The organism is Vibrio rumoiensis (genome assembly GCF_002218045.2).
Classification (GTDB): domain Bacteria; phylum Pseudomonadota; class Gammaproteobacteria; order Enterobacterales; family Vibrionaceae; genus Vibrio; species Vibrio rumoiensis.
In genome coordinates this window covers 618,066-642,950 of sequence record NZ_AP018685.1, presented here as the reverse complement: position 1 = coordinate 642,950, position 24,885 = coordinate 618,066, and the positions used below count along the sequence as shown (strand labels likewise).

The following is a 24,885-nucleotide window of genomic DNA, read 5'->3' as shown; positions in this document are numbered from 1 at the left end:
TAATAAAAAGGAGTGAAATCATTCGCTCCTTTTCGATCATATTCATACAAAAGTTAGATTAGTGTCCAGCGGATGCCGGTGCCGCTCCACCTGATTTAATAAATGGTCCTTTCGCAAACCAAATAATGACCACCAAGAAGAAGAATAACCAACCAAGCATGTAAAAATAGTCGATCGTTGAGTTCATATAAGCTTGTGTCGTGATGATGTGGTCAACTGCCGCTAAATTAGCTTGGCTTTCCCCTCCCATCTTATGTAAATAATTAACGGCTGCAGGCTCATAGTTACTAACATGTTCCGTCAACGTCGCGTGATGAAAATCCGCTCGACGAGTCCATAACCATGTAGTGAGTGATGATGCAAAACTCCCCCCCAATACACGTAAGAAAGTCGTTAAACCTGAAGCATCTGCAATTTCTTGCCCATTAAGATTCGATAAAAATATTGTCGTTAATGGCATAAACATAAACGCCACTCCAATTCCCATAAATAACTGCACTTCTGCAATCGTAGAGAAATCAACAAACGTATTAAAATTCGAACGCATAAAGCAAGATAAACCGATCACTACGAATGATATAGTGGCTAATGATCTCATATCCGTTTTATGTGCATACCGACCAACCAAAGGGGTTAATAAGAACGGTAAAACGCCCATCGGTGCCGATGCAAGTCCCGCCCAAATAGAGGTATACCCCATATAAATTTGTAACCATTGAGGCAAAATAATATTAATCGCAAAGAAAGCGGCATAGCTCAATACCAGCGCAATAGTCCCAACGGTGTAATTACGGTCTCTAAATAGATATAAATTGACTATCGGGTGATCGTCGGTTAATTCCCAAATCACAAATGAAATCAAGGCAACCACTGCAATACAGGTCATGACGACAATATGAGTCGAGGCAAACCAGTCTGCATCATTACCGAGATCCAATACAACTTGCAATAAGCCAACCCCAAGTACTAATAAGGCAATCCCAATGAAATCAATCGGCATTTTAGCCGTAACATCCACTCGATCTTTCAGTTGCTGCCAAACGACTGTGCAACAGAAAATACCAATCGGTATATTGATGAAAAAGATCCACGGCCAAGAGTAGTTATCCGTTATCCAACCACCTGTGATAGGGCCAACGATTGGAGCAACCACCGTTACCATTGAGATCAATGCTAATGCCGCACCACGCTTTACCGATGGGAATATCGCCAGCAATAAAGTCTGACACATCGGAAACATTGGGCCGGCAAAAAAGCCTTGTAGGGCACGGAACACGATTAATTCAGGCATGCTGGTCGCAATTCCACATAGGAATGACGAAAGCGTAAATAACGCGACCGATAAAATGAACAGCCTCAGCTGCCCAATTCGACGAGAAAACCACCCTGTAAGCGGCAACGCAATCGCATTACACACCGCAAAAGAGGTAATAACCCAAGTACTTTGCTCTGAGCTTACCCCTAAATTACCGGCAATCGTCGGCAAAGCAACATTAGCAATCGTACTATCGAGCACTTGCATAAACGTGGCTAACGCTAAAGCCAAAACTGCAAGAGGTAAGCTAGGAGGCGTATATGTTTGATCGTTCATGAACGCCCCACTATTGCGCCGCTGCGGTTACACCAACATTGTCATGTAATATTTTTGCAACCAACTTATCGACTTCTTCAAGTGAATGCTGGTAAACATCAGTATTGTAACGAGCTTGTTTTTTGGCATGTTTCGCTAAAAGCTTGCCATCGGTATCTTTAATATCCACCTTCGCCACCATAGATAAACCAATACGCAGAGGATACTTATCTTGGTTTTGTGCATCTAAGTGAATTTTCACAGGTAAACGTTGAACAATCTTGATCCAGTTACCGCTCGCATTCTGTGCAGGTAATAGAGAAAACGCACTACCAGTACCAATACCCAAACTTTCAATTTCGCCTTTATATTCAACGTCTTCACCATATAGGTCAGAAGTCAGCGTCACCGGTTGGCCAATGCGCATATCTTTCATTTGGCTTTCTTTGAAGTTAGCATCCACCCAAACTTGATGAAGAGGCACAATCGCCATTAATTGGCTACCAGGTTGTACTTGACTACCTAATTGCACTGCACGCTTAGCCACATAACCACTCACTGGAGCAACAATTTGAGTACGGCTATTATCTAAATAACTTTTACGTAATGCAGCAACCGCAGACTTCACACCAGGATGAGTCGCTAAAACCGTATTGTCTACCAAGGCAACCGTCATTTGTAATGATTGCTCAGCGGCTTCTAATTGGCTCTTAGCCGCTTCTAATGTATCGCGATAGTGAATCAAATCTTCTTTCGAAATAGCCCCTTTCGCGACTAAGTTTTTACGACGATTATAATCGTTTAGCGCTTGGCGATATTCCACTTTACTGGTTTCAACTTTCGCTTTAAAGTTATCCGCAGCCGCATACATACCACGCACTTCGCGCACCTTACTTGCTAACTGAGCTTCGGCATTTTGCAAAGCAATTTGGGTATCGTTAGAGTCAAGGCTAACTAATACTTGACCTTGCTTAACAAAATCACCTTCATCAGGGATCACCTTAGTAACGGTACCTGCAATTTGCGGAGAAACCGTCACTAGGTTGCCATTCACATAAGCATCATCGGTTTCTTGGACAAATTTGGCATAAAGCTCGTAATAAGCAAACCAAGCGCCACCGATCACCAATAATGCAACCAATAAGATGAGAAAAGACGTTTTACGTTTGCTTCTCGGTTTTACAGCAGCTTCAATGTTTTGTTCTGTATTTTTCATGATTCAACCATTTGATCATCAATATAATTATATTTTGCCTAGGTAACTTAAGCGCTGGGTAACAATCGTTCTAATAAACCACTTAATTGTTTTACTTCATCAGGAGATAAGTCTCCCACAAGTGAAGGGCTTACCTGGCTTTCAATAACCGCGATGCACTCATTCAATACCACCTTACCTTCCGGGGTTAACAATAATATGACGCCCCTTTTATCTTCTGGGTTAGGCTGCTTTTCTAATAGAGACTTTTTCATCAAACGCTCCACCATGCGGGTCATTGAGCCACAATCGATAGCTAATAGCTTGCTGATCTCTGCTGGAGATTTAGTGCCATCAAATTCGATCGCAGCTAACACTTTAAATTGAGCAGAGCTGATATCGATTGGCGTTAAGTATTGATGAAGCAAACGTTCTTTATGCTGATTCACCAATCCAATTAACTTCCCTAACGGGATTCCAGAAGCATTGATATAAGAAGGATTCGTCATAAGGTGCCTTAAAATGTTGCCAGCCAAATTTACCTGCCTAGGCAAGTAGGTTGAAATTTTACTTGCCTAGGCAGGAAAGTGTCAATGAATATTTCAAAATGTAACCAATTAAATATCGCACTAAACTTAAGTTGTCGTGGCGATAATTCGCTTATCGATATAAGTCAGCTTTCTTGAGGGAAATAATTAAGTTAAGTAGCAGCCATGCTAAGATAAGAGCATTCGTCCACCATAAAAAGAACACGATTTCCATGAGATTTTTTAAGATCAATAACGGTTTCATTCAAGAAATCAGCTATAACGAACAAGACGACTTACCCTCTCTGATTAATCAAGCTGACTGGATTGACGCGCACGATCCAAGCAATGAAGAACGATATTTGCTATCACAACAATTAAAAATCCAAATTCCGGGAGCGAATGATGTAGAAGAAATCGAAGCCTCTTCACGCTATTTTGTCGATCATGAAGGCTTGCATGTTCACTCGTTATTTTTATCTCCCAGTGAAGGGCGCCATACCACAGTCAACATCGCCTCGATATTGCAAAAAGATAGACTAGTTACCATTCGTGAAGGCAGCATTGCGGATTTTCGATTATTACGCTTACGAGCTCGTAAAGGCCAAGTTCAATCGAATAATGTTCAATCTCTGTTCATCACCATCCTTGAACAAAAAGTCGAAAATCATGCCGATACTATTGAAGATATTCATCATCAACTCGAAAAAATCAGCTATACCGTATTGGAAGAAGATGAAGCAGATTGGGAAGATTGTATTAGTCGTTTAGCTCGACTAGAAGATAGTAATGGTAAGATTCGTTTATGTTTAATGGATACTCAGCGAGTGATTTCATTCCTGTTGCGCCACTTAAAATCAACGCCAGAAGAGCTAGAAACGTTACGTGAAATTGTACGTGATATTGAAACACTCATGGCGCATACCACCTTCTTATTTGAAAAGATCAACTTCTTGATGGATTCCGCACAAGGTTTCATCAACATTGAACAAAACCAAATCATTAAAACCTTCTCAATTGCCGCAGTGGTGTTTCTACCTCCGACATTAATTGCGAGTATTTACGGAATGAACTTCCACTTGATTCCAGAGTTAGATTGGACATTTGGTTATCCAATGGCGTTAGCATTAATGGTCGCTTCTGGCTTTGCCCCTTACTTTTATTTCAAACGTAAAGGATGGCTATAACATCTTCGTCTATCAATAATCTAAAAATAGAACCACATAAAAGCCAATGAAAATTCTTCATTGGCTTTTAAGTTTCAGTCTAAGCGTAATCACGCACTGAGTCATTACTTGGCGTTACGCAGAGCAACTTCTGCATCTAACTCTTCAAGTTTCGTTTTCATTTGATTACGACACTCTTTTAGCAACTCACGAACGTTTTCTTTACTGCAACCTTCAACGCTGATCGGAGGGAGCATTTCAACAATGACATGACCGTTATTCCAGCGATTTAGTTTTAGTTTATCTGTGGAGCTACAAACTATCGGAACAATCGGCACTTGAGCGGCAATCGCAGCATGGAAAGCGCCGGTTTTAAATGGCAGCAAACCTCGACCACGCGAGCGAGTCCCCTCAGGGAACATCCATACCGAGACTTTACTCTTTTTAATTTGTTCCGCTACTTGGCTAATGGTATCCATTGCTTTGCTACGGTTTGCACGGTCAATCAAAATATTACCCGTTAACCAGTACAACTGACCAAACAGTGGTAACCACACTAAACTTTTCTTACCTACCGTCACAACATTCGGCGTAACCGCTGACGAGATAGTAAATAAATCCCAGTTATTTTGATGGTTACCTAAATAAATATGCTGACCACGCTCGTAAGCATCATCAGGGATTCTCAGTTCAAGTTTTATTCCAAATACTTTAGACATTCGCCCAAACATGCGCCCAAAGGTAAACACATGGCGAGGGTTGCGTGGGCTAAATAAGCAGTAGCCACAACCAAAAATAAACATGAAGATAGCAAATATCGCGACAGCAATAATGCGTAGTATAGCAATCATCCAGTTTCTCCAATCACATAAAGCGCAAAGCAAATGCCAACGCCCTACACAATAAAAAAGCCGAAACCACGAGGATCTCAGCTTCCATTGCCAAGAAAAGTCAGCGCGATGAAGCACTCACTTTCTCAGGCTATTATTTAAAACGCTCGATATTTGCACCAAGCGCATTAAGTTTGTTTTCAATACGATCATAGCCGCGATCAATATGATAAATACGATCAACGATAGTTTCGCCTTTGGCAATACAACCTGCAATAACAAGGCTTGCAGAAGCACGAAGATCCGTTGCCATCACTTGTGCGCCAGTCAGACCATTCGTATCACCGCAAATCACGGTATTACCTTCAATTTCCGCTTTCGCGCCCATACGCATTAATTCAGGCACGTGCATAAAACGATTTTCAAAAATCGTTTCGGTAATTACGCCACTGCCTTTTGCCATCATATTTAGCAAAGTGAATTGCGCTTGCATATCGGTTGGGAAACCAGGGTGCGGCGCCGTTCGAATGGTGACTGCTTTTAATTCACGGCCGGTCATATCAAGACTAATCCAATCTTCACCTGACTCAACTTTTGCCCCTGCTTCTTCAAGCTTAGCAAGCACGGCTTCAAGTAAAGAGGCCTTGGTTTTACGACAAACCACTTTGCCGCCAGACACAGCCGCTGCAACTAGGAACGTGCCGGTTTCAATACGGTCAGCAACAACAGAGTGCTTGCCACCAGCAAGACGTTCAACACCTTCAATCGTAATGGTGCCCGTTCCTGCTCCTGTGATTTTTGCACCGATAGCATTTAAAAATGCAGCGGTATCTTCAATCTCAGGCTCACGAGCTGCGTTTTCTAATACCGTCGTACCTTCCGCTAACGTCGCTGCAGACATGATGGTGATGGTTGCACCAACCGATACTTTATCCATCACGATATGAGCGCCTTTCAAACGACCATCAACTTCTGCTTTAACATAGCCATCTTCTAGCGTGATGGTTGCACCAAGTTGCTCTAAACCATGAATATGCAAATCGACCGGACGTGCACCAATCGCACAACCTCCTGGTAATGAAACTTGACCATGCCCAAAACGAGCCACTAATGGGCCCAGTGCCCAAATAGATGCTCGCATGGTTTTAACTAAATCGTATGGCGCACAGTATTCATGAATTGGACCAGCATTCACATTTAACACTTCACCGTTACGTTCAACTTCTGCCCCTAAACGCTTAAGGAGTTCAATCGAGGTATCAATATCACGCAGAGCTGGGACGTTCGCTACTTCAACAGGACCTTCCGATAAAATCGCAGCAAATAAAATAGGTAGCGCTGCATTTTTAGCACCAGAAATGGTGACTTCACCTTGTAGCGGGCCAGAGCCGTGTACTTTAAACTTTTCCATTAATATAAGAACCTTGCTTCTTTATTTTTATTCTTTACTTCTTTTATAAGACAAAAAAGTAAGCAAAAGCCGGACAATCTATAGAGACATCAGCTTTTTATCGCGCGCCCACTCTTCAGGCGTATACGCTTTAATTGAGACTGCATGAATATCATTTCTTTGAATATATTCCATCAGAGGCGCGTAAATTAATTGTTGTTTTTTAACACGACTCATACCGTCAAAAACTGAATCAACCGCCACGACTTCGTAGTGACTGCCTTCACCTTTCACATGAATTTCCTGTAATGACAAAGCGTCATCTAATATTTGTTTTACTTGGATAATGTCCACGTAACCCTCTAAATTCTAACGTTCAGTAACCTGAATATGCTCAGAAAAAAGCGCATCGATATTACTAAGTTTAAATAATGTGTTTAGCTGACTAGGCATAAAAGACAGCATTATATGACAATTTTGACTTTTTGCATGCTGTAATAAATGAATCAACATAGCCATACCAGCGGAGTCCACCCGTTCGACTTGCTTTAAGCATACTTCATATTGTGGAATTTGCGGCTGCCAATGCTGTAATTGAGTCCATAAGGCCGGTACAGTATCACGAGTCAATTGACCAATGATAGAGGCTCGACATTCACTATCTTCATGCCATTCTGTTATCGCCACTATTTTTTACCTTCAAAAACAATGTCTTTCGCCGCTAATTGCGCTAACTCTTTGGTCACCGCCGGAATGCCATCTTGGCGAATTTTACTGTTCCATTCCGATTGTTTGCTTGAAAGTAAACTGATCCCTTCCGCGACCATATCGTACGCTTTCCACTCACCCGTTTTGGTGTTTTTCAACAAAGTAAATTCAAGTTTAATATTGGGACGACCATTATCAATAATTTCAACAGGGATAGAAAGAACTCGACGATCATCTTCGACCGCTTTTTCTGGCGCGAATTGAATCACTTGATCACTATATTGTGTTAACACCTGAGCGTAAGAGGTAATTAAATAGGCACGGAATCCATCGATGAAGTCTGCGACTTGTCGCTTATCCGCCCCACGTAAGTTTGGCCCAAGCAATTTTAATGCGGCGTATTGATAATTCACATACGGCATCATTTCTTGTTCAACGATGGTTTTTAAATAATTAGGGTTCGCTTTCACTTTTGATTGTTCGTCTTTCAGGCGATTAAAGGTTTGTTCAGCCACCGAATGCATCATTTGATATGGGTTAGAATTATCCACTTGCGCAGCATTCACACTAAACACCATACCAATACATGTCAGCAATAATTCGACTTTTTTCAACCACAACATAGATAACTCCTTGTACTTACTGGGCAGCGGATGAATCATTACGAGTATTATTCGATTCTTTACTGCTATATAAAAACTGACCAATCAAATCTTCTAGCACTAACGCTGACTTGGTGTCTTCAATAAAATCCCCATCTTTCAGTGTCGTGCTAACGCCATCCATAACAAAACCAGGAACGAGGCTGATATATTGCTCACCGATTAAGCCTGAAGTCAGGACTTGGGCACTCGAAGTGTCTGGGTACTCGCCAAACTTACGTCCAATCGACATGCTCACAACGGGAACATAATTTTTAGTATCTAAACTAATATCAGTCACTTGACCAACCACTACTCCGCCGACTTTCACAGGCGAACGCACTTTAAGGTTACCAATGTTATCAAAATAGGCTTTCAGGGTATAACTATCACTTGGCCCTATACTGGTAACATTCGCGACTTTAAACATCATCACTAAAATAGCAATCACGCCTAATAATACGAAGCTACCTACCATTAATTCTAAACGACGATTTGTTTGCATGATTTACTTCCAATATAAATTCATAATCAATGACCGAACATCAATGCGGTGAGAATAAAGTCTAGCCCTAATACCGCTAGAGATGAATGTACGACGGTACGAGTAGTGGCTCGGCTGATCCCTTCTGATGTCGGAATACAATCATAACCATTAAATAGAGCAATCCAGATAATGGTCACCGCAAACACCACACTTTTAAGTACGCTGTTGCCAATATCATACCCAAAGCTTACTGACGCTTTCATAGCTGACCAATAACTTCCGGCATCAATACCTTTCCATTCCACGCCAACAATTTGCCCACCCCAAATACCGACCGCCATAAAAATCATGGCAAGCAACGGCATCGAAACAACTCCGGCCCAAAAGCGCGGCGCCACCACTCGACGTAGTGGATCAATCGCCATCATTTCTAGGCTAGATAGTTGTTCAGTCGCTTTCATTAAACCAATTTCAGCGGTTAAAGCCGAACCTGCACGCCCGGCAAATAATAAGGCGGTGACCACAGGGCCTAATTCGCGTAGCAATGACAATGCCACCATCTGTCCCAAACTGCCTTCCGCGCCGTAATCCACTAAAATGATATAACCTTGCAAACTTAACACCATGCCAATAAATAAGCCGGATACAATGATAATCGCAAGAGATTGCACGCCAACGGCATAGAGTTGCTTGATAAACAGTGGGAAATTTTTATTCAATTGCGGCTTGCCTACAAGGGCTCCCCACAACATTAATGATGCTCGTCCCCAAGATTCGGCTAAAGCGATGGTACGCTTACCTATATTGGCGATTCTTTCTGACAAAGAATGAGAATTTCGGTCTGATTTATTCATGGCCCAAAATATCCTTCTCAATCGGGTAAGCAGGAAAATGGAACGGAACTGGGCCATCTTCTTTACCCGTTAGAAATTGCTGAACTCTCTCATCCGTACTTGCCCTCAACTCCTCAGGAGAGCCTTTTGCAATCACTTTTCCATTGGAGAGCAAATAAACATGGTCGGCAATACTCATCACTTCCGGCACATCATGAGACACCACAATCGATGTGACACCTAAGGCGTGATTAAGGTTTTTAATCAACTCCACCAGCACACCCATAGTAATCGGATCCTGTCCGACAAAAGGCTCATCGTACATAATCAACTCAGGATCAAGCGCAATCGCTCTCGCCAACGCAGCTCGACGAGCCATACCGCCAGAAAGCTCATTTGGCATCAAAAGGGCCGCCCCTCTTAAGCCTACCGCTTCCAGTTTAAGCTTCACTAACGTTTCAATTAAAGGTTCCGTTAATTCGGTATGCTCTCGTAGCGGAAACGCCACGTTATCGAATACATTCATATCGGTAAACAATGCACCCGATTGAAACAACATGCTCATTTTTTTGCGTACTTGGTATAAGCGTTGGCGATTTAACGTTGGAATATTATCGCCATCAAACCATATTTCACCTTTGGTTGGTGCAATTTGTCCACCAATTAAACGCAAAAGTGTTGTTTTACCAATTCCGGAAGGCCCCATAATGGCGGTGATCTTTCCTTTCGGGATCGACAGCGTCACATCATCGAAAATAACTCGTTGATCACGTTGAAAAGTTAACGATTTTATAGATACCAACTCCGCAGTCATAATCACTCTTTATGATAAATAACAAAACCAATACATTGCCGCATCATAAGCTTATTGAAGATCGAGTTCAAAATAATGCGTTAAATAATCTAAAAATCAGCGGTATTTATCCGTACTTTCATGCAAATAGCGCTAAATCATTAATAAATATGTCGAAGCTCTTTCTTTTTAGTGTTTGAAACGTCAAAATTGCGCCCCTAAATATCTTCAACTATTGAGCTACTGGGCTTTGTCCCTTAATGTAGGCAATAATGACTTCAACCATTAACTTACTTTAAGTGAAACAGGAATCATCATGTTACTTGCTGTTGTACTACTCGTCGTTGGTCTCGCACTATTAGTGTGGAGTGCTGATAAGTTGGTTTATGGATCGGCAGCCGTCGCAAAGAACATGGGAATTTCCCCATTAGTTATCGGTATGACGATTCTTGCTATGGGTTCATCTGCACCTGAAATGATGGTTTCCGCAACCGCTGCGCTAGAAGGAAAAACTGATACCGCAATTGGTAATGTACTCGGCTCAAACATTGCAAACATTGCCTTGATTTTAGGTATCACCGCGATGATTAAACCACTATCAATCAGCTCCACCATTCTACGCCGTGAATTACCATTAATGTTAGTCGTTACCTTGATTGCTGGTGCGTTAATGTGGGACAACTACCTAGGCTTCACTGAAGGGTTAATCTTAATTGCGCTATTTTTGGGTTTTATTTTAATCATGCTGAAAATTAGCCAAAGCGAAAAAGGCCAAAAAGATGTATTGGTTGAACAGCAAGAATCCGAAATACCCGATGGCGTAGATAACAAAGTCGCCATATTTTGGGTCGTTGTCGGTTTGATCCTACTGCCGATAGCCGCCGATTTATTAGTTGATAATGCCGTTATTATTGCGAAATATTTTGGCATGAGTGATTTAGTTATTGGATTAACCATTATCGCAATTGGTACTAGCCTACCAGAACTTGCTGCCTCACTGGCTGGCGTCCTCAAAGGTGAAGACGACATGGCGGTTGGTAATATTATTGGCTCAAATATATTCAACATTCTCGCCGTGATGGGTATTCCAGGGTTAATCAACCCATCCGTGTTAAGCGAATATGCGATGAACCGCGACTTTTGGGTAATGTTAAGCGTATCATTACTGCTAGTTGTGATGGCATTAGGTAAATCACGTAGCATTAACCGAATCGAAGGCGGAATTTTACTACTTTGCTTTTTAGCTTATCAGGGTTATCTGTTTTACAATATCAGTGCCTAAAGGTGAGCAATCTAAAATAGGCGGCCACACAGTCGCCTTTTTTATTGAACCCTTTATCGTTAACCAAACACTGCCCTTGCGATACTAAATACAAATATCCAGATTAGGAATAAGATTGATGTCGACTTCTTTTGATTACCGCTCTGTTGCCCAAGATGTTTTATCAATTGAAATGCGTGGCTTACAACAATTAGCGCAGTATTTTAATGATGATTTCCACAACGCTTGCGATATGGTTTTGAACAACCAAGGTAAAGTCGTGGTCATGGGGATGGGAAAATCAGGCCATATCGGTAAAAAAATTGCCGCCACATTAGCCAGTACAGGCACTTCTGCTTTTTTCGTGCACCCAGGTGAAGCAAGCCATGGTGATTTAGGCATGATTGAATCTGGTGATATCGTACTTGCGATTTCTAACTCTGGTGAATCCTCGGAAATTCTCGCGCTTTATCCTGTGCTTAAGCGCCGCCATATTCGCATTATTAGCATGACCGGTAAGCCTGAATCTAATATGGCAAAACTTGCCGATGTTCACTTGCAAATTACCGTACCAGAAGAAGCTTGTCCTTTGGATCTTGCCCCAACCTCAAGCACAACCGCAACTCTCGTAATGGGCGATGCATTTGCTGTGGCCTTAATGAAAGCACGCGGCTTTACTGCGGAAGACTTTGCACTCTCCCATCCAGGCGGGGCATTAGGACGTAAATTATTACTAAAATTATCCGATATTATGCATTCAGGTGATGCACTGCCAACCGTCAATCAAGATGCCCTTATTCGTGACGCGCTACTAGAAGTATCACAGAAAGGATTAGGCATGACCGCGGTAGTCGATAAAGATATGACACTACTGGGTATTTTCACTGATGGTGATTTACGTCGATTATTAGACCAGCGCATCGATGTCCATACCACGCCAATCAGCCAAGTCATGACCCAAAACCCAACCGTTGCCACGCCAAACTTATTGGCGGTTGAAGGTCTAAATATCATGCAAGAAAAAAGTATCAATGGCTTAATGCTATGCCAAGATGGTAAATTAGTCGGTGCATTGAACATGCATGACTTATTGAAGGCAGGAGTAATGTAAATGAGCCGAATGACCCCAACCCCATATGGACAAGCCCCTACGTCTATCATGAAAGTGGCTAAAAACATCAAATTATTAATCTGTGATGTCGATGGCGTGTTTTCTGATGGCTTGGTGTATATGGGTAATCAAGGTGAAGAGCTCAAAACCTTTCATACTCGCGATGGCTATGGTGTAAAATCGTTAATGCAAGCCGGCATCGAAATCGCCATTATTACTGGTCGACAGTCTCAAATTGTCGAAAACCGGATGAAAGCATTAGGTATTACACTTATCTATCAAGGACAAGACAATAAACTTGTTGCTTATGATGATATTTTAAGAAAATTAGACATATCACCAGAACACGTGGGTTATATTGGTGATGACTTAATCGACTGGCCAGTCATGGAAAAAGTTGGATTGAAAGTGTCGGTCGCTGATGGCCATCCGCTGTTAGTACAACGAGCCAATTATGTTACTCATATCAAAGGCGGCCATGGTGCAGTGCGTGAAGTGTGTGATCTCATTTTACAAGCACGAGATGAACTCGAAGCTTACCAAGGACTCAGTATATGATGAGCTTATCCAAACTCATTTATACCATACTCATTTTTATTGCCTCTTGGTCGGCTTACTATCTTTATGAGCAATCGGCTGATGAGGTCGATCAAGTGGCGCCAAGTTTAGAAGCGCCATTGTTTACCGGACAGCGCCTAACCAATACCAGTTATGATATTGAAGGATTGCGCAACTACAAAATGTACGCCGTCTCTTTAGAGCATTTTGCGCAAGATGGGCATACTGTTTTCCATCAACCAAAACTGATTGTTTACCGAGAAGGAAACACTGAAGAGTGGGTCGTAACTTCTGATACCGCCGTTCTTTCTAAAGATCATATTTTAACACTACAAAAAAATGTTATGGCTCGTAATGTCGTCGAAGGGGCGAGCTTTGATCGGTTAACGACAGAAGAAATGAAGATTGATCTCAACAGCAAGGATTTTTCAAGCGACACAAAAGTCACTATGGTTGGTCCTCAATTTATAAATATCGGCAACGCGATGAAAGGAAACTTTGAATCCAATCTCGCCACGCTCTTTAACCAAGTTCAAGGGAAATATGAAAATCTTACGCCTTAGTTCATTATGCCTTAGTGTATTGTTTTACTTATTCACCCCTGCAGCATCGGCATTAACTTCCGATCAGAAGCAGCCAATCCATATCAGCTCTGATAGCCAAGATTTGGATATGAAAAGTAACAAAGTAACCTTTACCGGTAACGTAAAACTTACTCAGGGTAGTATTCTGTTAACCGCTGATAAATTAATCGTTTTTCGTGACGCCAAAACCGGCGAATTAACAGAACTACAAGGTTATGGTCAACCTGCGCACTTTTCGCAAAAAACCGATGAAGGGAAGTTGATGAAAGGACAAGCGAATAGCTTATTCTATAACGTCGCTGGGGATAAACTTATCATGACTACCAATGCAGAATTACATCAAGACGATAGCGTAATCAAAGGCAAAGTCATTACTTACCATATTTCTAGCCAGAGCTTAAATGCCAGCAGTGGTGATGGTGAGCGAGTATCGACGGTCATTCAACCTGCGCAATTGGATAAGAAATAACTATGGCAACACTTAAAGCAGAAAAACTAGCCAAAACTTACGGCAGCCGAAAAGTAGTAAGCGATGTGGGGCTAGAAGTGAAATCCGGCCAAATTGTCGGATTATTGGGCCCCAATGGCGCAGGTAAAACGACGTCTTTCTACATGATCGTAGGCTTAGTCTCTCGTGATGAAGGTACGATTAGTATTGATGATACAGACATTAGTATCTTACCTATGCACCAACGCTCACGCATGGGGATTGGTTACTTACCCCAAGAAGCGTCTATTTTCCGGAAGTTGTCTGTCGAAGATAACATCATGGCCGTGTTGCAGACTCGCGATGAACTCACCAAAGAAGACAAGCACGATCGCTTAGAAGAACTGCTCGATGAGTTCCATATTCAGCACATTCGAAAAAGTGCTGGGATGGCACTATCTGGTGGCGAACGTCGACGAGTAGAGATCGCCCGTGCTTTGGCCGCGAACCCGAAATTTATTCTATTGGATGAACCATTTGCAGGGGTTGATCCGATTTCCGTTATTGATATCAAAAAGATCATTGAACACTTACGTGATCGTGGCTTAGGTGTATTGATCACCGACCATAACGTACGTGAAACATTAGATGTATGTGAGCACGCCTATATTGTGAGCCAAGGCCATTTGATCGCTAACGGTACTCCGGAAGAAGTATTGAATAACGAGCAAGTGAAGAAAGTATATTTAGGTGAACAATTCCGCTTATAACAGCTCTTTAGCGCCAACTTGGATGATGTGAGCGAAGGAATCGCCACTATCGACGTCGCCACACTATCGACTGAGATACTATACCCAAAGTAATTGGTGTTGCAGTGAGGCGACAAGTGAATGAACCCCATGAGCATAGCTCGTCTATGTGATTGGGGAGAATGAGCGTAGTCAACAAAGCAGCAGCTTCAAGTACGATGGGTATAAGCATCATTCAAGACACCATGAATAGGGATATTCCAGAACAAAAGGCATAGAGTATTGCATGAAGTCATCATTACAACTTAAGTTTGGTCAACACCTCTCCATGACACCTCAGTTACAGCAAGCCATTCGTTTGCTGCAACTGTCGACACTCGATTTACAGCAAGAGATCCAAGAAGCACTCGATTCCAACCCTTTACTTGAGATAGATGAAGACTTCGGTGAATCTAGTGGTGAGCTTGATAAAAACAGCGATAACGCTGAGTCTCAAGAAAACGCACAGCAAGACATGGCTGGCATTCAAGAAAGTGAACGCGAGCTTTCCGATAGTACCGAGCATATAGAGCAATCAACGATCAGTGACGAGCTGAGCATTGATGCGAGCTGGGAAGATGTTTATAGCGCCAATACCGGCAGCACCGGGATCAGTAATGATGATGAACTGCCTGTTTATCAAGGCGAGACCACTCAAACGCTGCAAGACTATCTGGAGTGGCAATTAGAGCTGACCCCCTTTAGCGATATAGACCGTACGATTGCGCTGGCCATTCTCGATAGCCTTGATGAATATGGCTATGTCACCGAAAGCTTAGAGGATATCCAACAAAGTCTTGGAAACGATGAGATTGAGTTAGATGAAATCGAAGCGGTGTTAAAGCGTATACAGCAGTTTGATCCTCTGGGTGTCGCTTCTCGTAATCTACAAGAATGTTTACTCCTTCAATTAGCTATATTTCCGGCAGACACCCCTTGGCTTAATGAAGCTAAAATGGTGTTACACAATTATATTGATTACCTTGGTAACCGTGATTACAAACTTTTGTGTAAAGAAGCTAAACTCAAAGAAGATGAACTCAAACAAATTTTATCGTTAATTCAGCAACTCGATCCAAGGCCAGGAAATCACGTCGGCGGTGACGATATTGAATACGTAGTACCCGATGTATCGGTATTTAAAGATAAAGGTAAGTGGACTGTTTCCATAAACCCAGACAGTGTGCCACGCTTAAAAGTAAACCAACAATATGCGGCTCTAGGTAAAGGAAACAGTACTGATAGCCAATATATACGTACTCATGTTCAAGAAGCTAAGTGGTTAATTAAAAGTTTAGAAAGCCGAAACGAGACCCTGCTCAAAGTTGCTCGCTGTATAGTTGAACATCAGCAAGATTTCTTTGAATATGGTGAGGAGGCAATGAAGCCAATGGTGCTCAATGACATCGCACTAGATGTGGACATGCATGAGTCAACGATTTCTCGTGTTACCACACAAAAATACATGCATACACCAAAAGGAATTTTTGAACTTAAATACTTCTTCTCAAGCCATGTCAGCACGGAAACGGGGGGTGAATGTTCATCCACTGCGATTCGAGCTTTAATCAAAAAATTAGTCGCCGCAGAAGACAGTAAGAAACCGTTAAGTGATAGTAAAATTGCAGCCCTTTTAGTTGAACAAGGAATACAAGTGGCAAGACGAACGATTGCGAAATATCGTGAATCACTCGGCATTGCCCCTTCTAGTCAACGTAAACGTCTACTGTAAAAAGTAGTAAATCAAAGAGGAAAGTTTATGCAAATGAATATTACGGGACACCATGTCGACTTGACCGATGCGTTAAATGAATATGTAAATACCAAATTCCAAAAGCTAGAACGCTTCTTTGACCATATAAATAACACTCACGTTGTATTACGGGTTGAAAAATTAGAGCAAATCGCCGAGGCTACCCTTCACGTTAACCAAGGCGAAATCCATGCATCCTCACAAAGTGAGAATATGTATGCTTCAATTGACGATTTAGTCGATAAACTGTCTCGTCAACTCAGCAAACACAAAGAAAAACTAAGTAGTCATTAACTATGCAATTAAATGAAGTATTGTCACTGGACTGCACCAAAACGGCAGTTCAGTGCACTAGCAAAAAACGTGCACTCGAAATCATCAGTGAAATCGCAGCGCAACATAGTGGCCTTGATTCAAATCGATTATTTGAATGCATGTTATCCCGAGAAAAAGTCGGTACTACAGGTATCGGAAATGGTATCGCGATTCCACATGGCCGCATGCTAGATAGCGACCAAGCGATTGCGGTATTACTACAATGTGAACAACCCGTCGATTTTGATGCGATTGACAGCCGTCCAGTTGATATTCTTTTTGCTTTGCTCGTGCCAGATGAGCAATGTAAAACGCACTTAACGACCTTGTCGCTGATGGCTGAAAAACTCAATGACAAGTTCACATTAAAAAGACTGCGTCATGCTCAAACCGATCAAGAGTTATACGACATCATGGTTGGTAATGCATGAACACAACAGAGTCTAAACAATTGCATGTCACCATTGTCAGTGGCCAGTCCGGAGCAGGTAAAAGTGTAGCCCTACGAGTACTCGAAGATCTAGGTTATTACTGTGTTGACAACCTTCCAGTCAATTTATTAGATGACTTTGTCGCTTCCGTTCGTAGCAGTAAACAAAACGTCGCCGTCAGTATTGATATTCGCAATCTTCCTCAAGATCCAACCGAAGTATCGACTACGTTGCAAAACTTAAAGCAATTGTATGACGTGAATGTGTTGTTTTTAGATGCGGATCAATCAACGTTGCTCAAGCGTTATAGTGAGACTCGCCGCCTGCACCCTCTTTCTATGCATAAAGATAAACTGTCTCTTGAGCAAGCCATTCAATTAGAAAAAGACCTACTGCTGAACTTAAAAGAAGAAGCCGACTTAGTGCTCGACAGTACCAATCTCTCTTTACATGAATTAAGTGAAACCGTGCGTATTCGTGTTCAAGGAAGAGAGTCAAAAGAATTAGTCATGGTATTTGAATCATTTGGATTTAAATACGGATTACCGAACGATGCCGATTATGTCTTTGATGTTCGCTTTTTGCCCAATCCACATTGGGTTCCAGAGTTAAGACCGCTAACAGGGCTTGATCAACCGATTATTGATTTTCTTAGCGCAGAACCTGATGTCCTCGAATTACAAGCGAGTATTGAAGGCTTTATCAATAAATGGCTTCCACTGTTAGAGAAAAATAATCGAAGCTACCTTACCGTTGCGATTGGTTGTACGGGTGGCAAGCACCGTTCTGTCTATATTACTCAACAACTTGGCGAACACTTCAAAACACTTGGACACCAAGTTCAAATTCGTCACACTAGCCTAGAGAAGCATCACGTATGAACAAAGAGTGTCAGCCAACCAACTCTCAATCCCCTAGCCCTCAACACACTAAATGCCAGCAAACGGTGTTAATTCAAAACCGATTAGGCTTACATGCACGAGCGGCAATTAAGTTGGTTGAACTGGCCCAAAGCTTCGACGCCATCATTACCATCAGTGCAGATGAGCGAGAAGTGACAGCAGATAGCGTGATGGGGCTATTGTTACTAGATTCAGCCCAAGGTCAATATATTGATATCACAGCCGAAGGTAGCCAAGCAGAGCAAGCACTTTCTGCCATCTGTGCATTAATTGAACAAAAATTTGATGAAGAAGAATAATCATTATTCAATCCGTCTTTATCCTTCCCTATTCTTGTTTACTCAATATAAAAATACCCTCGTTAGAGCACTATAAGCTATGACATTTATGCTTAAATTAAGCTAATATTCACACCTCAATATTATAGATGTTATTCAGGTTGTATTTAGGAGGCGAGTCATGGCTGAACCACAAGAGTTTGAACTCACCCATCAAACCCTCCAAGAAGTAACAGAAGCTATTGATGATGGTCGCTTTGTCCATGTTCGTCGCCAATTACAGGACATGGAACCTGAGGATATTGCTCACCTTTTAGAAGCCTCTCCGCATAAAAGCCGTGATGTACTGTGGCAACTTACCGATCCTGAAGACTACGGTGAAATCCTCGATGAACTTTCCGAAGATATCAAAGACAGCATCGTATCGAAAATGGCGCCAGAAAAACTGGCAGAAGCCACTGAAGGCATGGACACCGATGATGTGGCCTATGTCTTACGTAGCTTACCCGACGATGTGTCACGTGAAGTCCTCGACCAAATGGATTCCGCCGATCGAGAACGCGTCGAAACCGCCCTATCGTATTCAGAGGATAGTGCCGGTGGTTTGATGAACACCGACGTCATCACGATTCGTAGTGATGTCGACGTAGATGTGGTCTTGCGTTATCTACGCATGAAAGGTGAATTACCAGAAGCGACCGATGCTTTATATGTCATTGATAGTGACAATAAGCTCATCGGACATTTATCACTGACCGCTTTAATTACTTCTCAAACAGACACCCCAATTGCTGACTTAATCGAAGATGCCGATGAAACCATCACTGTCGATACAAGCGCAACCGATGTAGCCAGTTTGTTTGAACGTCGTAATTGGGTGTCTGCGCCTGTTGTTAACCAAAATGGCCAACTGGTCGGTCGTATTACTATCGATGATGTGGTTGATGTTATCCGTGAAGACGCCGAACACTCAATGATGAGTATGGCGGGTTTGGACGATGACGAGGATACCTTTGCTCCCGTAGTGAAATCAGTGCGCCGTCGTAGTATTTGGTTGGGCGCTAACGTACTCGCAGCACTTGCTGCGGCGTCCGTTTCCAATATGTTTGAAGGCACTTTAGCACAAATGGCCTCCGTTGCCGTATTGATGACAATCGTACCTTCAATGGGTGGAGTAGCCGGCAATCAAACCGTTGCCTTAGTTATCCGTGGTTTAGCGTTAGGCCACATCGGTAATACCAACCAACGTTCACTATTATTGAAAGAAGCAGCGATTGGCTTTTTAAATGGCTTATTGTGGGCCTGTATTATTGGCGGTATTGTGGTGTTATGGAAAGGCAGTGTGGTACTTGGCATGATCATGGCGGTCGCTATGCTAGCCAACTTACTGGCAGCGGGTGTTGCCGGTGTAAGCATCCCAATCTTACTCAAGAAGATGAATATAGATCCTGCACTAGCGGGCGGTATGGCATTAACCACCGTCACTGATATGGTGGGACTATCGGCTTTCCTAGGTCTTGCGACCTTGATGATTAAATTGAATATGATTTAAAAAGGTTACTAGGCCCTGGCCCCTAGTTCCTAGAAAGAGCGTTTTCGGAACTCGTGACTTGGGCGCTGCTCGATTCTCGAGAGTAGTTAACTTAACACCGTCATTCCAAAAGTGAGGAACGAACTGTTTGGAATCTCCTATCGTAGTTGGAGATCCTGAACTGCGCTCCTGCGTCGCTTTTCAGGATGACGGTTTTTCCCCTGAAACTAGGAACTCGTAACTAGGAACCGCTCTTTGATCTTTTCCTAGCCACGAGAAACGACCACTCGAGGATCGCTTATCTACTCCCCTGCAATCTTCATTGATTCAATCAAGATCGATCCAGTTTGAATTTGTGAACGAGTTTCAACATCGCAACCAACCGCAGAGATTTGGTTAAACATATCTTTTAAATTACCCGCAATGGTAATTTCAGACACTGGATACTGAATCACACCGTTTTCCACCCAGAAACCTGCTGCACCACGTGAGTAGTCACCGGTTACCATATTAACGCCTTGTCCCATCAATTCCGTCACGATAAGACCTGTGCCCATATCTTTGACAAGTTGACCGAAATCTTGACCCGTTGATTGCACAAACCAGTTATGAATCCCACCAGCATGTCCTGTTGGCGTCATACCCATTTTTCGGGCTGCGTAGCTGGTTAATAGATATGTTGATAACACACCATCATTGATGATTTGGGCATCTTTGGTATAAACCCCTTCACTATCAAACGCACCAGATGCTAAGCCTCGTAGAACGTGTGGCCTTTCTGCAACATTAAACCAACTCGGTAAAATCTGCGTATCTAAACGATCAAGTAAGAAGGATGACTTACGGTAAAGATTGCCACCACTGATCGCCATCACTAAGTGTCCTAACAAGCCTGTTGCAACATCCGCTTGGAATAAAACAGGGTATTTACCGGTTTTAACTTGGCGAGCGTCCAATCGGTCGATGGTTTTTTTGGCAGCCTGTAAACCAACACTTTCTGGAGTCCATAAATCATCTTTATGGCGAGCGATGGTATAACTGTAATCACGTTCCATTTCACCCGTTTTGCCAGCACCAATCACGCTACAGCTCAAGCTATGACGACTAGAGGCATTGCTCACGAGTAAACCATGGCTGTTGCCATACACTTTAATGCCGTAATGGCTATCGTAACTCGCACCATCACTCTGTTTGATCTTATCACTGTACTCTAACGCCGCTTGCTCGGCACGAATCGCCATTTCAGAAGCATAATCGGGATCGGGTTCATCTGGGTGAAACAGATCCAAATCAGGGATCTCTTTCACCATTAATTCTTTAGGGGCTGGGCCTGCATAAGGATCGGGAGAGGTAAACTTAGCAATATCGAGAGCGGCAGCAACCGCCTTTTGAATCGCAAGATCGCTCAAATCTGAGGTTGAAGCACTGCCTTTACATTGACCACGGTAAACGGTAATCCCTAAAGCACCATCGCTATTGAATTCGACGTTCTCGACTTCACAAGCATGGGTAGTCACGCTGATACCAGTGGTTTTCGTGATCGCAACTTCGACCGCATCTGCGCTGACTTTCGCGGTCTCCAACGCTTTTGCGACGGCAGTTTCCAATTCGATTTTTTGCTGTGCGATTTGTTGTTTTGCGTCCATATCCACTCTTATCTCATTTATTTCACTATTATTACCTCTAGGATAACAAGAATTTCGCTTTCTCCCCATAATTCTTGCTAAAATAGACCAATATCATTCTCATATTAAGAATAAGTAGAGACTATGGCTCGTAAAAACCAAAAAGCACCTTGGGAAGAAGAAGAGGAAATCATCTGGGTAAGCAAAACCGAGATGAAAGAAGACATGGAAGCCCTACAAAAGTTGGGTGAAGAATTAGTGGGATTAAAGCCTTCATCTTTAGACAAATTCCCATTAAATGATGATTTACGCGAAGCGATTGCCAATGCTCAACGTTTTCGCAATGAAGCAAAGCGCCGCCAATTACAATACATTGGTAAATTAATGCGTCAGATCGATCCTGAACCCATTCAAGCTGAGCTGGATAGATTACGTAATAAGCACTCGCAAGCTACAGCTGAATTACATAAATTAGAAGAATTGCGTGATCGTATTGTGACGGATATCGATCCGGCTATTGAAGATGTGATGGCAGAATACCCTAACGCCGATCGTCAGCGTTTACGCCAATTAGCTCGCCAAGCTCAAAAAGAAAAAGGCAGCAATAAGCCACCTAAAGCGTCGAGAGAGATCTTTCAATTATTGAAAGCATTGAAAGAGCTTTAAAAGATAAAAGAAAGTTGCGAGAGCCGAGTACGCTTCGCTTCGAGAACCGGGAAAAAGCAAAAGCATGCTCAGTCCCGGTTTATTTTTATTCCAAGTGCTTAATTCAAGCTTTCAATCTTTTCTCGCGACACGTAACACGTTACTCGAAACAGCTCTTCGGCTCCCTAGCGTAGCGTCCCCGTATCTCGTATCTTATTGCGTCCCACCAACCGTAATTGAATCCAGTTTCAAACTAGGTTGACCAACACCTACCGGTACGCTTTGACCAGCTTTGCCACACACACCAACGCCTTTATCAATCGATAGGTCATTACCCACCATTGAGACTTGTTGCATCGCTTCAATACCTGAGCCGACCAAAGTGGCACCTTTGACTGGACGAGTAATTTTACCGTCTTCAATTAAATACGCTTCTGATGCAGAGAACACAAATTTCCCTGAAGTAATATCAACCTGACCGCCACCAAAGTTAGGCGCATATAGGCCTTTCTTGATGGTTGAAATGATTTCTTCTGGAGTATGTTCTCCTGGCAACATATAAGTGTTGGTCATGCGCGGCATTGGCAAATGAGCATAAGATTCACGACGACCGTTTCCAGTTGGTGCAACCCCCATCAAACTCGCGTTATGCTTATCTTGCATGTAGCCTTTTAATACGCCGTTTTCAATCAGAGTATTGTATTGGCCTTCGACGCCTTCATCATCGATATTCAATGAGCCGCGTAAGTCTTTTAAGGTGCCATCATCAACAATGGTACATAAGTCAGACGTTACTTTTTGGCCTAATTTGCCAGAGAACACCGAGGATTCTTTACGGTTAAAGTCCCCTTCTAAGCCATGGCCCACCGCTTCATGCAACAAAACACCAGGCCAACCAGAGCCCAATACCACCGGCATAGTTCCAGCCGGAGCTTCATCGGCTTCAAGGTTCACTAAGGCTTGACGAATCGCTTCATCGGCAAAGTGAATCGCTTGGGTTTTACCATCTTCCATTGTTTGCATGAAAGCTTGATAGCCATAGCGACCACCGCCACCGGCGCTACCACGTTCACGACGATCGCCACGCTGCGCTAATACCGAAATGGATAAACGAACTAATGGGCGAACATCGCCAGCATAAGTGCCATCGGTAGCGGCAACGAGAATTTGTTCATAAACACCGCTAATGCTGACAGACACTTCTTGAATTAGAGGTTCTTTACTACGAATGTAGGCATCAATTTGCTTTAATAATTCGATTTTCTGTTGCTTATCTAGACTTTCAAGAGGATTCACTGCTTGATAAGTTTGCGGTGTCACGCTGCGAGTAAAGGCTTTTACTTGCGCATGTTGTCCTTGCTGAGCAATACCACGCGCTGCAATGGCACTTTGTTGTAAGCCATTAATGTCGATTTGATCAGAATAAGCAAAGCCCGTTTTCTCACCAGCTATCGCTCGAATACCGACGCCACGGTCAATGTTAAACGAGCCATCTTTAATGATGCTGTCTTCTAAGACTAATGACTCATGCCAGCTAGACTGAAAGTAAATATCCGCATAATCAATATGGCGAGTGGCAATGCTCGCTAATGTTTTTTGAATATCGCTATCGGTTAATCCCGACGGCGCTAATAATTCGCTTTCTACCTTAGTAAGTGTCATAGGTACTCTATTGTTTGGGTTTTAATTGACGGACAAATCGAGCATGTTGCATCACAGGCATGCGTTGTCGAATGTCTTGGTTAATCTTGCTATCAATGGTAACGGTTATATAGCTTGCTGTCTCGGGTAAACATTCAACTATCTTGCCCCATGGGTTAATCACCATAGAATGCCCCCAGGTTTGGCGACCACAAGAATGAATTCCAGTTTGTCCGACAGCGACGATCCAACATTGGGTTTCAATCGCGCGCGCGCGTAACAAAGGCTCCCAATGCGCTTGACCGGTGACATAAGTAAAGGCGGCAGGCACCACGATGACATCCGCACCTTGTGCACGTAATTGTTGGAATAATTCAGGAAAGCGCAAATCATAGCAAATAGAAAGCCCAAGATTGGCAAAGGGCGTTTGCGTAACCACGACTCGCTCACCCGCTAGAAAGGTTTCCGACTCACGATAGCACTGATGACCATCATCCACATCCACATCAAACATGTGCAGCTTATCGTAATCGGCTTGCAGCTCTCCTGCTGAAGAAAACACCAAACACGTCGTTTTGACGTCATCCCCAACTCGGATAGGAAAAGAGCCGACCACAAGCCAAACGCCATAATCACAGGCCAATTTCGCTAAAGCCGATTGAAGAGGCCCATTAGCGAGCGCTTCGGCATATTGATGGTAATCTTCTCGCTGCCCTAGAATAATCGCATTTTCTGGCAACACAACCCAATCAACTTTCTGGCCCTGCATCGCTTGTAGTTGTTTTTCAACAAACGCCAAATTCCCTTGAGGTTCAGGCCCCGAAGTCATTTGAATTAGTGCAACTTTTGACATATTCACACTCCTTGTGAAAGCGACGACAACTTTAAAATACGC

The 24,885-nt window shown here is 42.8% G+C and carries 28 protein-coding genes; 14 read left to right on the top strand and 14 right to left on the bottom strand.

Features of this window, described 5'->3' with window-relative positions:
* Positions 1–58: 58 nt before the first annotated feature.
* Genes VRUMOI_RS02890 through VRUMOI_RS02880 form a run of 3 tightly spaced genes read right to left on the bottom strand, consistent with a single transcriptional unit; the run spans position 59 to position 3,274 of the window.
* Positions 59–1,591: a DHA2 family efflux MFS transporter permease subunit gene (locus VRUMOI_RS02890; protein ID WP_089137935.1), complete on the bottom strand. Its 1,533-nt coding sequence runs from the start codon at positions 1,589–1,591 to the stop codon at positions 59–61.
* 10 nt (positions 1,592–1,601) lie between these two features.
* On the bottom strand, positions 1,602–2,786 hold the full coding sequence (locus VRUMOI_RS02885) for an efflux RND transporter periplasmic adaptor subunit (protein ID WP_089137936.1): 1,185 nt from the start codon (positions 2,784–2,786) through the stop codon (positions 1,602–1,604).
* Positions 2,787–2,833: 47 nt separating this feature from the next.
* Positions 2,834–3,274: a MarR family transcriptional regulator gene (locus VRUMOI_RS02880; protein WP_089137937.1), complete on the bottom strand. Its 441-nt coding sequence runs from the start codon at positions 3,272–3,274 to the stop codon at positions 2,834–2,836.
* Between the two features lie 251 nt (positions 3,275–3,525).
* Here VRUMOI_RS02880 and corA point away from each other — a divergent pair, with 251 nt between their 5' ends.
* On the top strand, positions 3,526–4,479 hold the full coding sequence (corA, locus tag VRUMOI_RS02875; RefSeq protein ID WP_089137938.1) for a magnesium/cobalt transporter CorA: 954 nt from the start codon (positions 3,526–3,528) through the stop codon (positions 4,477–4,479).
* Positions 4,480–4,583: 104 nt separating this feature from the next.
* On the opposite strand, the gene VRUMOI_RS02870 is transcribed toward corA, so the two are convergent.
* The 8 genes from VRUMOI_RS02870 to mlaF form a co-directional block, all read right to left on the bottom strand.
* Entirely contained in the window at positions 4,584–5,309 is a 726-nt protein-coding gene (locus VRUMOI_RS02870; protein ID WP_089137939.1) for a 1-acylglycerol-3-phosphate O-acyltransferase, read from the bottom strand.
* A 133-nt stretch (positions 5,310–5,442) separates the two neighbouring features.
* On the bottom strand, positions 5,443–6,699 hold the full coding sequence (murA, locus tag VRUMOI_RS02865) for a UDP-N-acetylglucosamine 1-carboxyvinyltransferase (RefSeq protein ID WP_089137940.1): 1,257 nt from the start codon (positions 6,697–6,699) through the stop codon (positions 5,443–5,445).
* Between the two features lie 78 nt (positions 6,700–6,777).
* Complete coding sequence (ibaG, locus tag VRUMOI_RS02860; protein WP_089137941.1) at positions 6,778–7,032, bottom strand: BolA family iron metabolism protein IbaG; 255 nt, start codon at positions 7,030–7,032, stop codon at positions 6,778–6,780.
* Between the two features lie 15 nt (positions 7,033–7,047).
* On the bottom strand, positions 7,048–7,365 hold the full coding sequence (locus tag VRUMOI_RS02855) for an STAS domain-containing protein (protein ID WP_089137942.1): 318 nt from the start codon (positions 7,363–7,365) through the stop codon (positions 7,048–7,050).
* Positions 7,365–8,006: a phospholipid-binding protein MlaC gene (mlaC, locus tag VRUMOI_RS02850; protein WP_162598385.1), complete on the bottom strand. Its 642-nt coding sequence runs from the start codon at positions 8,004–8,006 to the stop codon at positions 7,365–7,367. Before mlaC ends, VRUMOI_RS02855 begins: the two co-directional genes overlap by 1 nt.
* 19 nt (positions 8,007–8,025) lie before the next feature.
* Positions 8,026–8,532, bottom strand: a complete 507-nt coding sequence (gene mlaD, locus VRUMOI_RS02845) for an outer membrane lipid asymmetry maintenance protein MlaD (protein ID WP_089137944.1) — start codon at positions 8,530–8,532, stop codon at positions 8,026–8,028.
* 26 nt (positions 8,533–8,558) lie between these two features.
* Positions 8,559–9,368, bottom strand: a complete 810-nt coding sequence (gene mlaE, locus VRUMOI_RS02840) for a lipid asymmetry maintenance ABC transporter permease subunit MlaE (protein WP_089137945.1) — start codon at positions 9,366–9,368, stop codon at positions 8,559–8,561.
* On the bottom strand, positions 9,361–10,161 hold the full coding sequence (gene mlaF / locus VRUMOI_RS02835; RefSeq protein ID WP_394607891.1) for a phospholipid ABC transporter ATP-binding protein MlaF: 801 nt from the start codon (positions 10,159–10,161) through the stop codon (positions 9,361–9,363). The genes mlaE and mlaF overlap by 8 nt, the downstream gene beginning before the upstream one ends.
* A gap of 295 nt (positions 10,162–10,456) precedes the next feature.
* Here mlaF and VRUMOI_RS02830 point away from each other — a divergent pair, with 295 nt between their 5' ends.
* From VRUMOI_RS02830 to mgtE, 12 genes are all read left to right on the top strand, one after another.
* Entirely contained in the window at positions 10,457–11,422 is a 966-nt protein-coding gene (locus VRUMOI_RS02830) for a calcium/sodium antiporter (protein ID WP_089137946.1), read from the top strand.
* Positions 11,423–11,540: 118 nt separating this feature from the next.
* Positions 11,541–12,512 carry an arabinose-5-phosphate isomerase KdsD gene (gene kdsD / locus VRUMOI_RS02825; RefSeq protein WP_089137947.1) on the top strand — a complete coding sequence of 324 codons (972 nt, stop codon included), beginning with the start codon at positions 11,541–11,543 and terminating at the stop codon, positions 12,510–12,512.
* Positions 12,513–13,070 carry a 3-deoxy-manno-octulosonate-8-phosphatase KdsC gene (gene kdsC, locus VRUMOI_RS02820; protein ID WP_089137948.1) on the top strand — a complete coding sequence of 186 codons (558 nt, stop codon included), beginning with the start codon at positions 12,513–12,515 and terminating at the stop codon, positions 13,068–13,070.
* The gene (gene lptC / locus VRUMOI_RS02815) at positions 13,070–13,633 is read left to right on the top strand and encodes an LPS export ABC transporter periplasmic protein LptC (RefSeq protein WP_089137972.1); all 564 of its coding nucleotides are present in this window, start codon (positions 13,070–13,072) and stop codon (positions 13,631–13,633) included. Before kdsC ends, lptC begins: the two co-directional genes overlap by 1 nt.
* Positions 13,614–14,123: a lipopolysaccharide transport periplasmic protein LptA gene (lptA, locus tag VRUMOI_RS02810; RefSeq protein WP_089137949.1), complete on the top strand. Its 510-nt coding sequence runs from the start codon at positions 13,614–13,616 to the stop codon at positions 14,121–14,123. The genes lptC and lptA overlap by 20 nt, the downstream gene beginning before the upstream one ends.
* Positions 14,124–14,125: 2 nt before the next feature.
* Positions 14,126–14,851 carry an LPS export ABC transporter ATP-binding protein gene (gene lptB, locus VRUMOI_RS02805; protein ID WP_089137950.1) on the top strand — a complete coding sequence of 242 codons (726 nt, stop codon included), beginning with the start codon at positions 14,126–14,128 and terminating at the stop codon, positions 14,849–14,851.
* Between the two features lie 265 nt (positions 14,852–15,116).
* Positions 15,117–16,601, top strand: coding sequence for an RNA polymerase factor sigma-54 (locus VRUMOI_RS02795; RefSeq protein ID WP_089137951.1), 1,485 nt, complete (start codon positions 15,117–15,119; stop codon positions 16,599–16,601).
* 27 nt (positions 16,602–16,628) lie between these two features.
* Positions 16,629–16,916, top strand: coding sequence for a ribosome hibernation promoting factor (gene hpf, locus VRUMOI_RS02790; protein WP_089137952.1), 288 nt, complete (start codon positions 16,629–16,631; stop codon positions 16,914–16,916).
* Positions 16,917–16,918: 2 nt separating this feature from the next.
* Positions 16,919–17,368, top strand: coding sequence for a PTS IIA-like nitrogen regulatory protein PtsN (gene ptsN, locus VRUMOI_RS02785; RefSeq protein ID WP_089137953.1), 450 nt, complete (start codon positions 16,919–16,921; stop codon positions 17,366–17,368).
* Entirely contained in the window at positions 17,365–18,249 is an 885-nt protein-coding gene (gene rapZ / locus VRUMOI_RS02780; protein ID WP_394607894.1) for an RNase adapter RapZ, read from the top strand. The genes ptsN and rapZ overlap by 4 nt, the downstream gene beginning before the upstream one ends.
* Positions 18,246–18,569 carry an HPr family phosphocarrier protein gene (locus VRUMOI_RS02775; protein WP_089137954.1) on the top strand — a complete coding sequence of 108 codons (324 nt, stop codon included), beginning with the start codon at positions 18,246–18,248 and terminating at the stop codon, positions 18,567–18,569. Before rapZ ends, VRUMOI_RS02775 begins: the two co-directional genes overlap by 4 nt.
* 160 nt (positions 18,570–18,729) lie before the next feature.
* Complete coding sequence (gene mgtE / locus VRUMOI_RS02770; RefSeq protein ID WP_089137955.1) at positions 18,730–20,100, top strand: magnesium transporter; 1,371 nt, start codon at positions 18,730–18,732, stop codon at positions 20,098–20,100.
* A 281-nt stretch (positions 20,101–20,381) separates the two neighbouring features.
* Here mgtE and pmbA read toward each other — a convergent pair whose 3' ends face one another.
* Positions 20,382–21,725, bottom strand: coding sequence for a metalloprotease PmbA (gene pmbA / locus VRUMOI_RS02765; RefSeq protein WP_089137956.1), 1,344 nt, complete (start codon positions 21,723–21,725; stop codon positions 20,382–20,384).
* 123 nt (positions 21,726–21,848) lie between these two features.
* Between pmbA and yjgA the strand changes: the two genes are divergently transcribed.
* A complete protein-coding gene (gene yjgA, locus VRUMOI_RS02760) occupies positions 21,849–22,370 on the top strand; it encodes a ribosome biogenesis factor YjgA (RefSeq protein WP_089137957.1) in 522 nt (173 codons plus the stop codon).
* A 192-nt stretch (positions 22,371–22,562) separates the two neighbouring features.
* Here the strand turns inward: yjgA and tldD are convergent, their stop codons facing one another.
* Positions 22,563–24,011, bottom strand: a complete 1,449-nt coding sequence (gene tldD, locus VRUMOI_RS02755; RefSeq protein ID WP_089137958.1) for a metalloprotease TldD — start codon at positions 24,009–24,011, stop codon at positions 22,563–22,565.
* A 7-nt stretch (positions 24,012–24,018) separates the two neighbouring features.
* Positions 24,019–24,843: a carbon-nitrogen hydrolase family protein gene (locus VRUMOI_RS02750; protein ID WP_089137959.1), complete on the bottom strand. Its 825-nt coding sequence runs from the start codon at positions 24,841–24,843 to the stop codon at positions 24,019–24,021.
* Between the last annotated feature and the right edge of the window lie 42 nt (positions 24,844–24,885).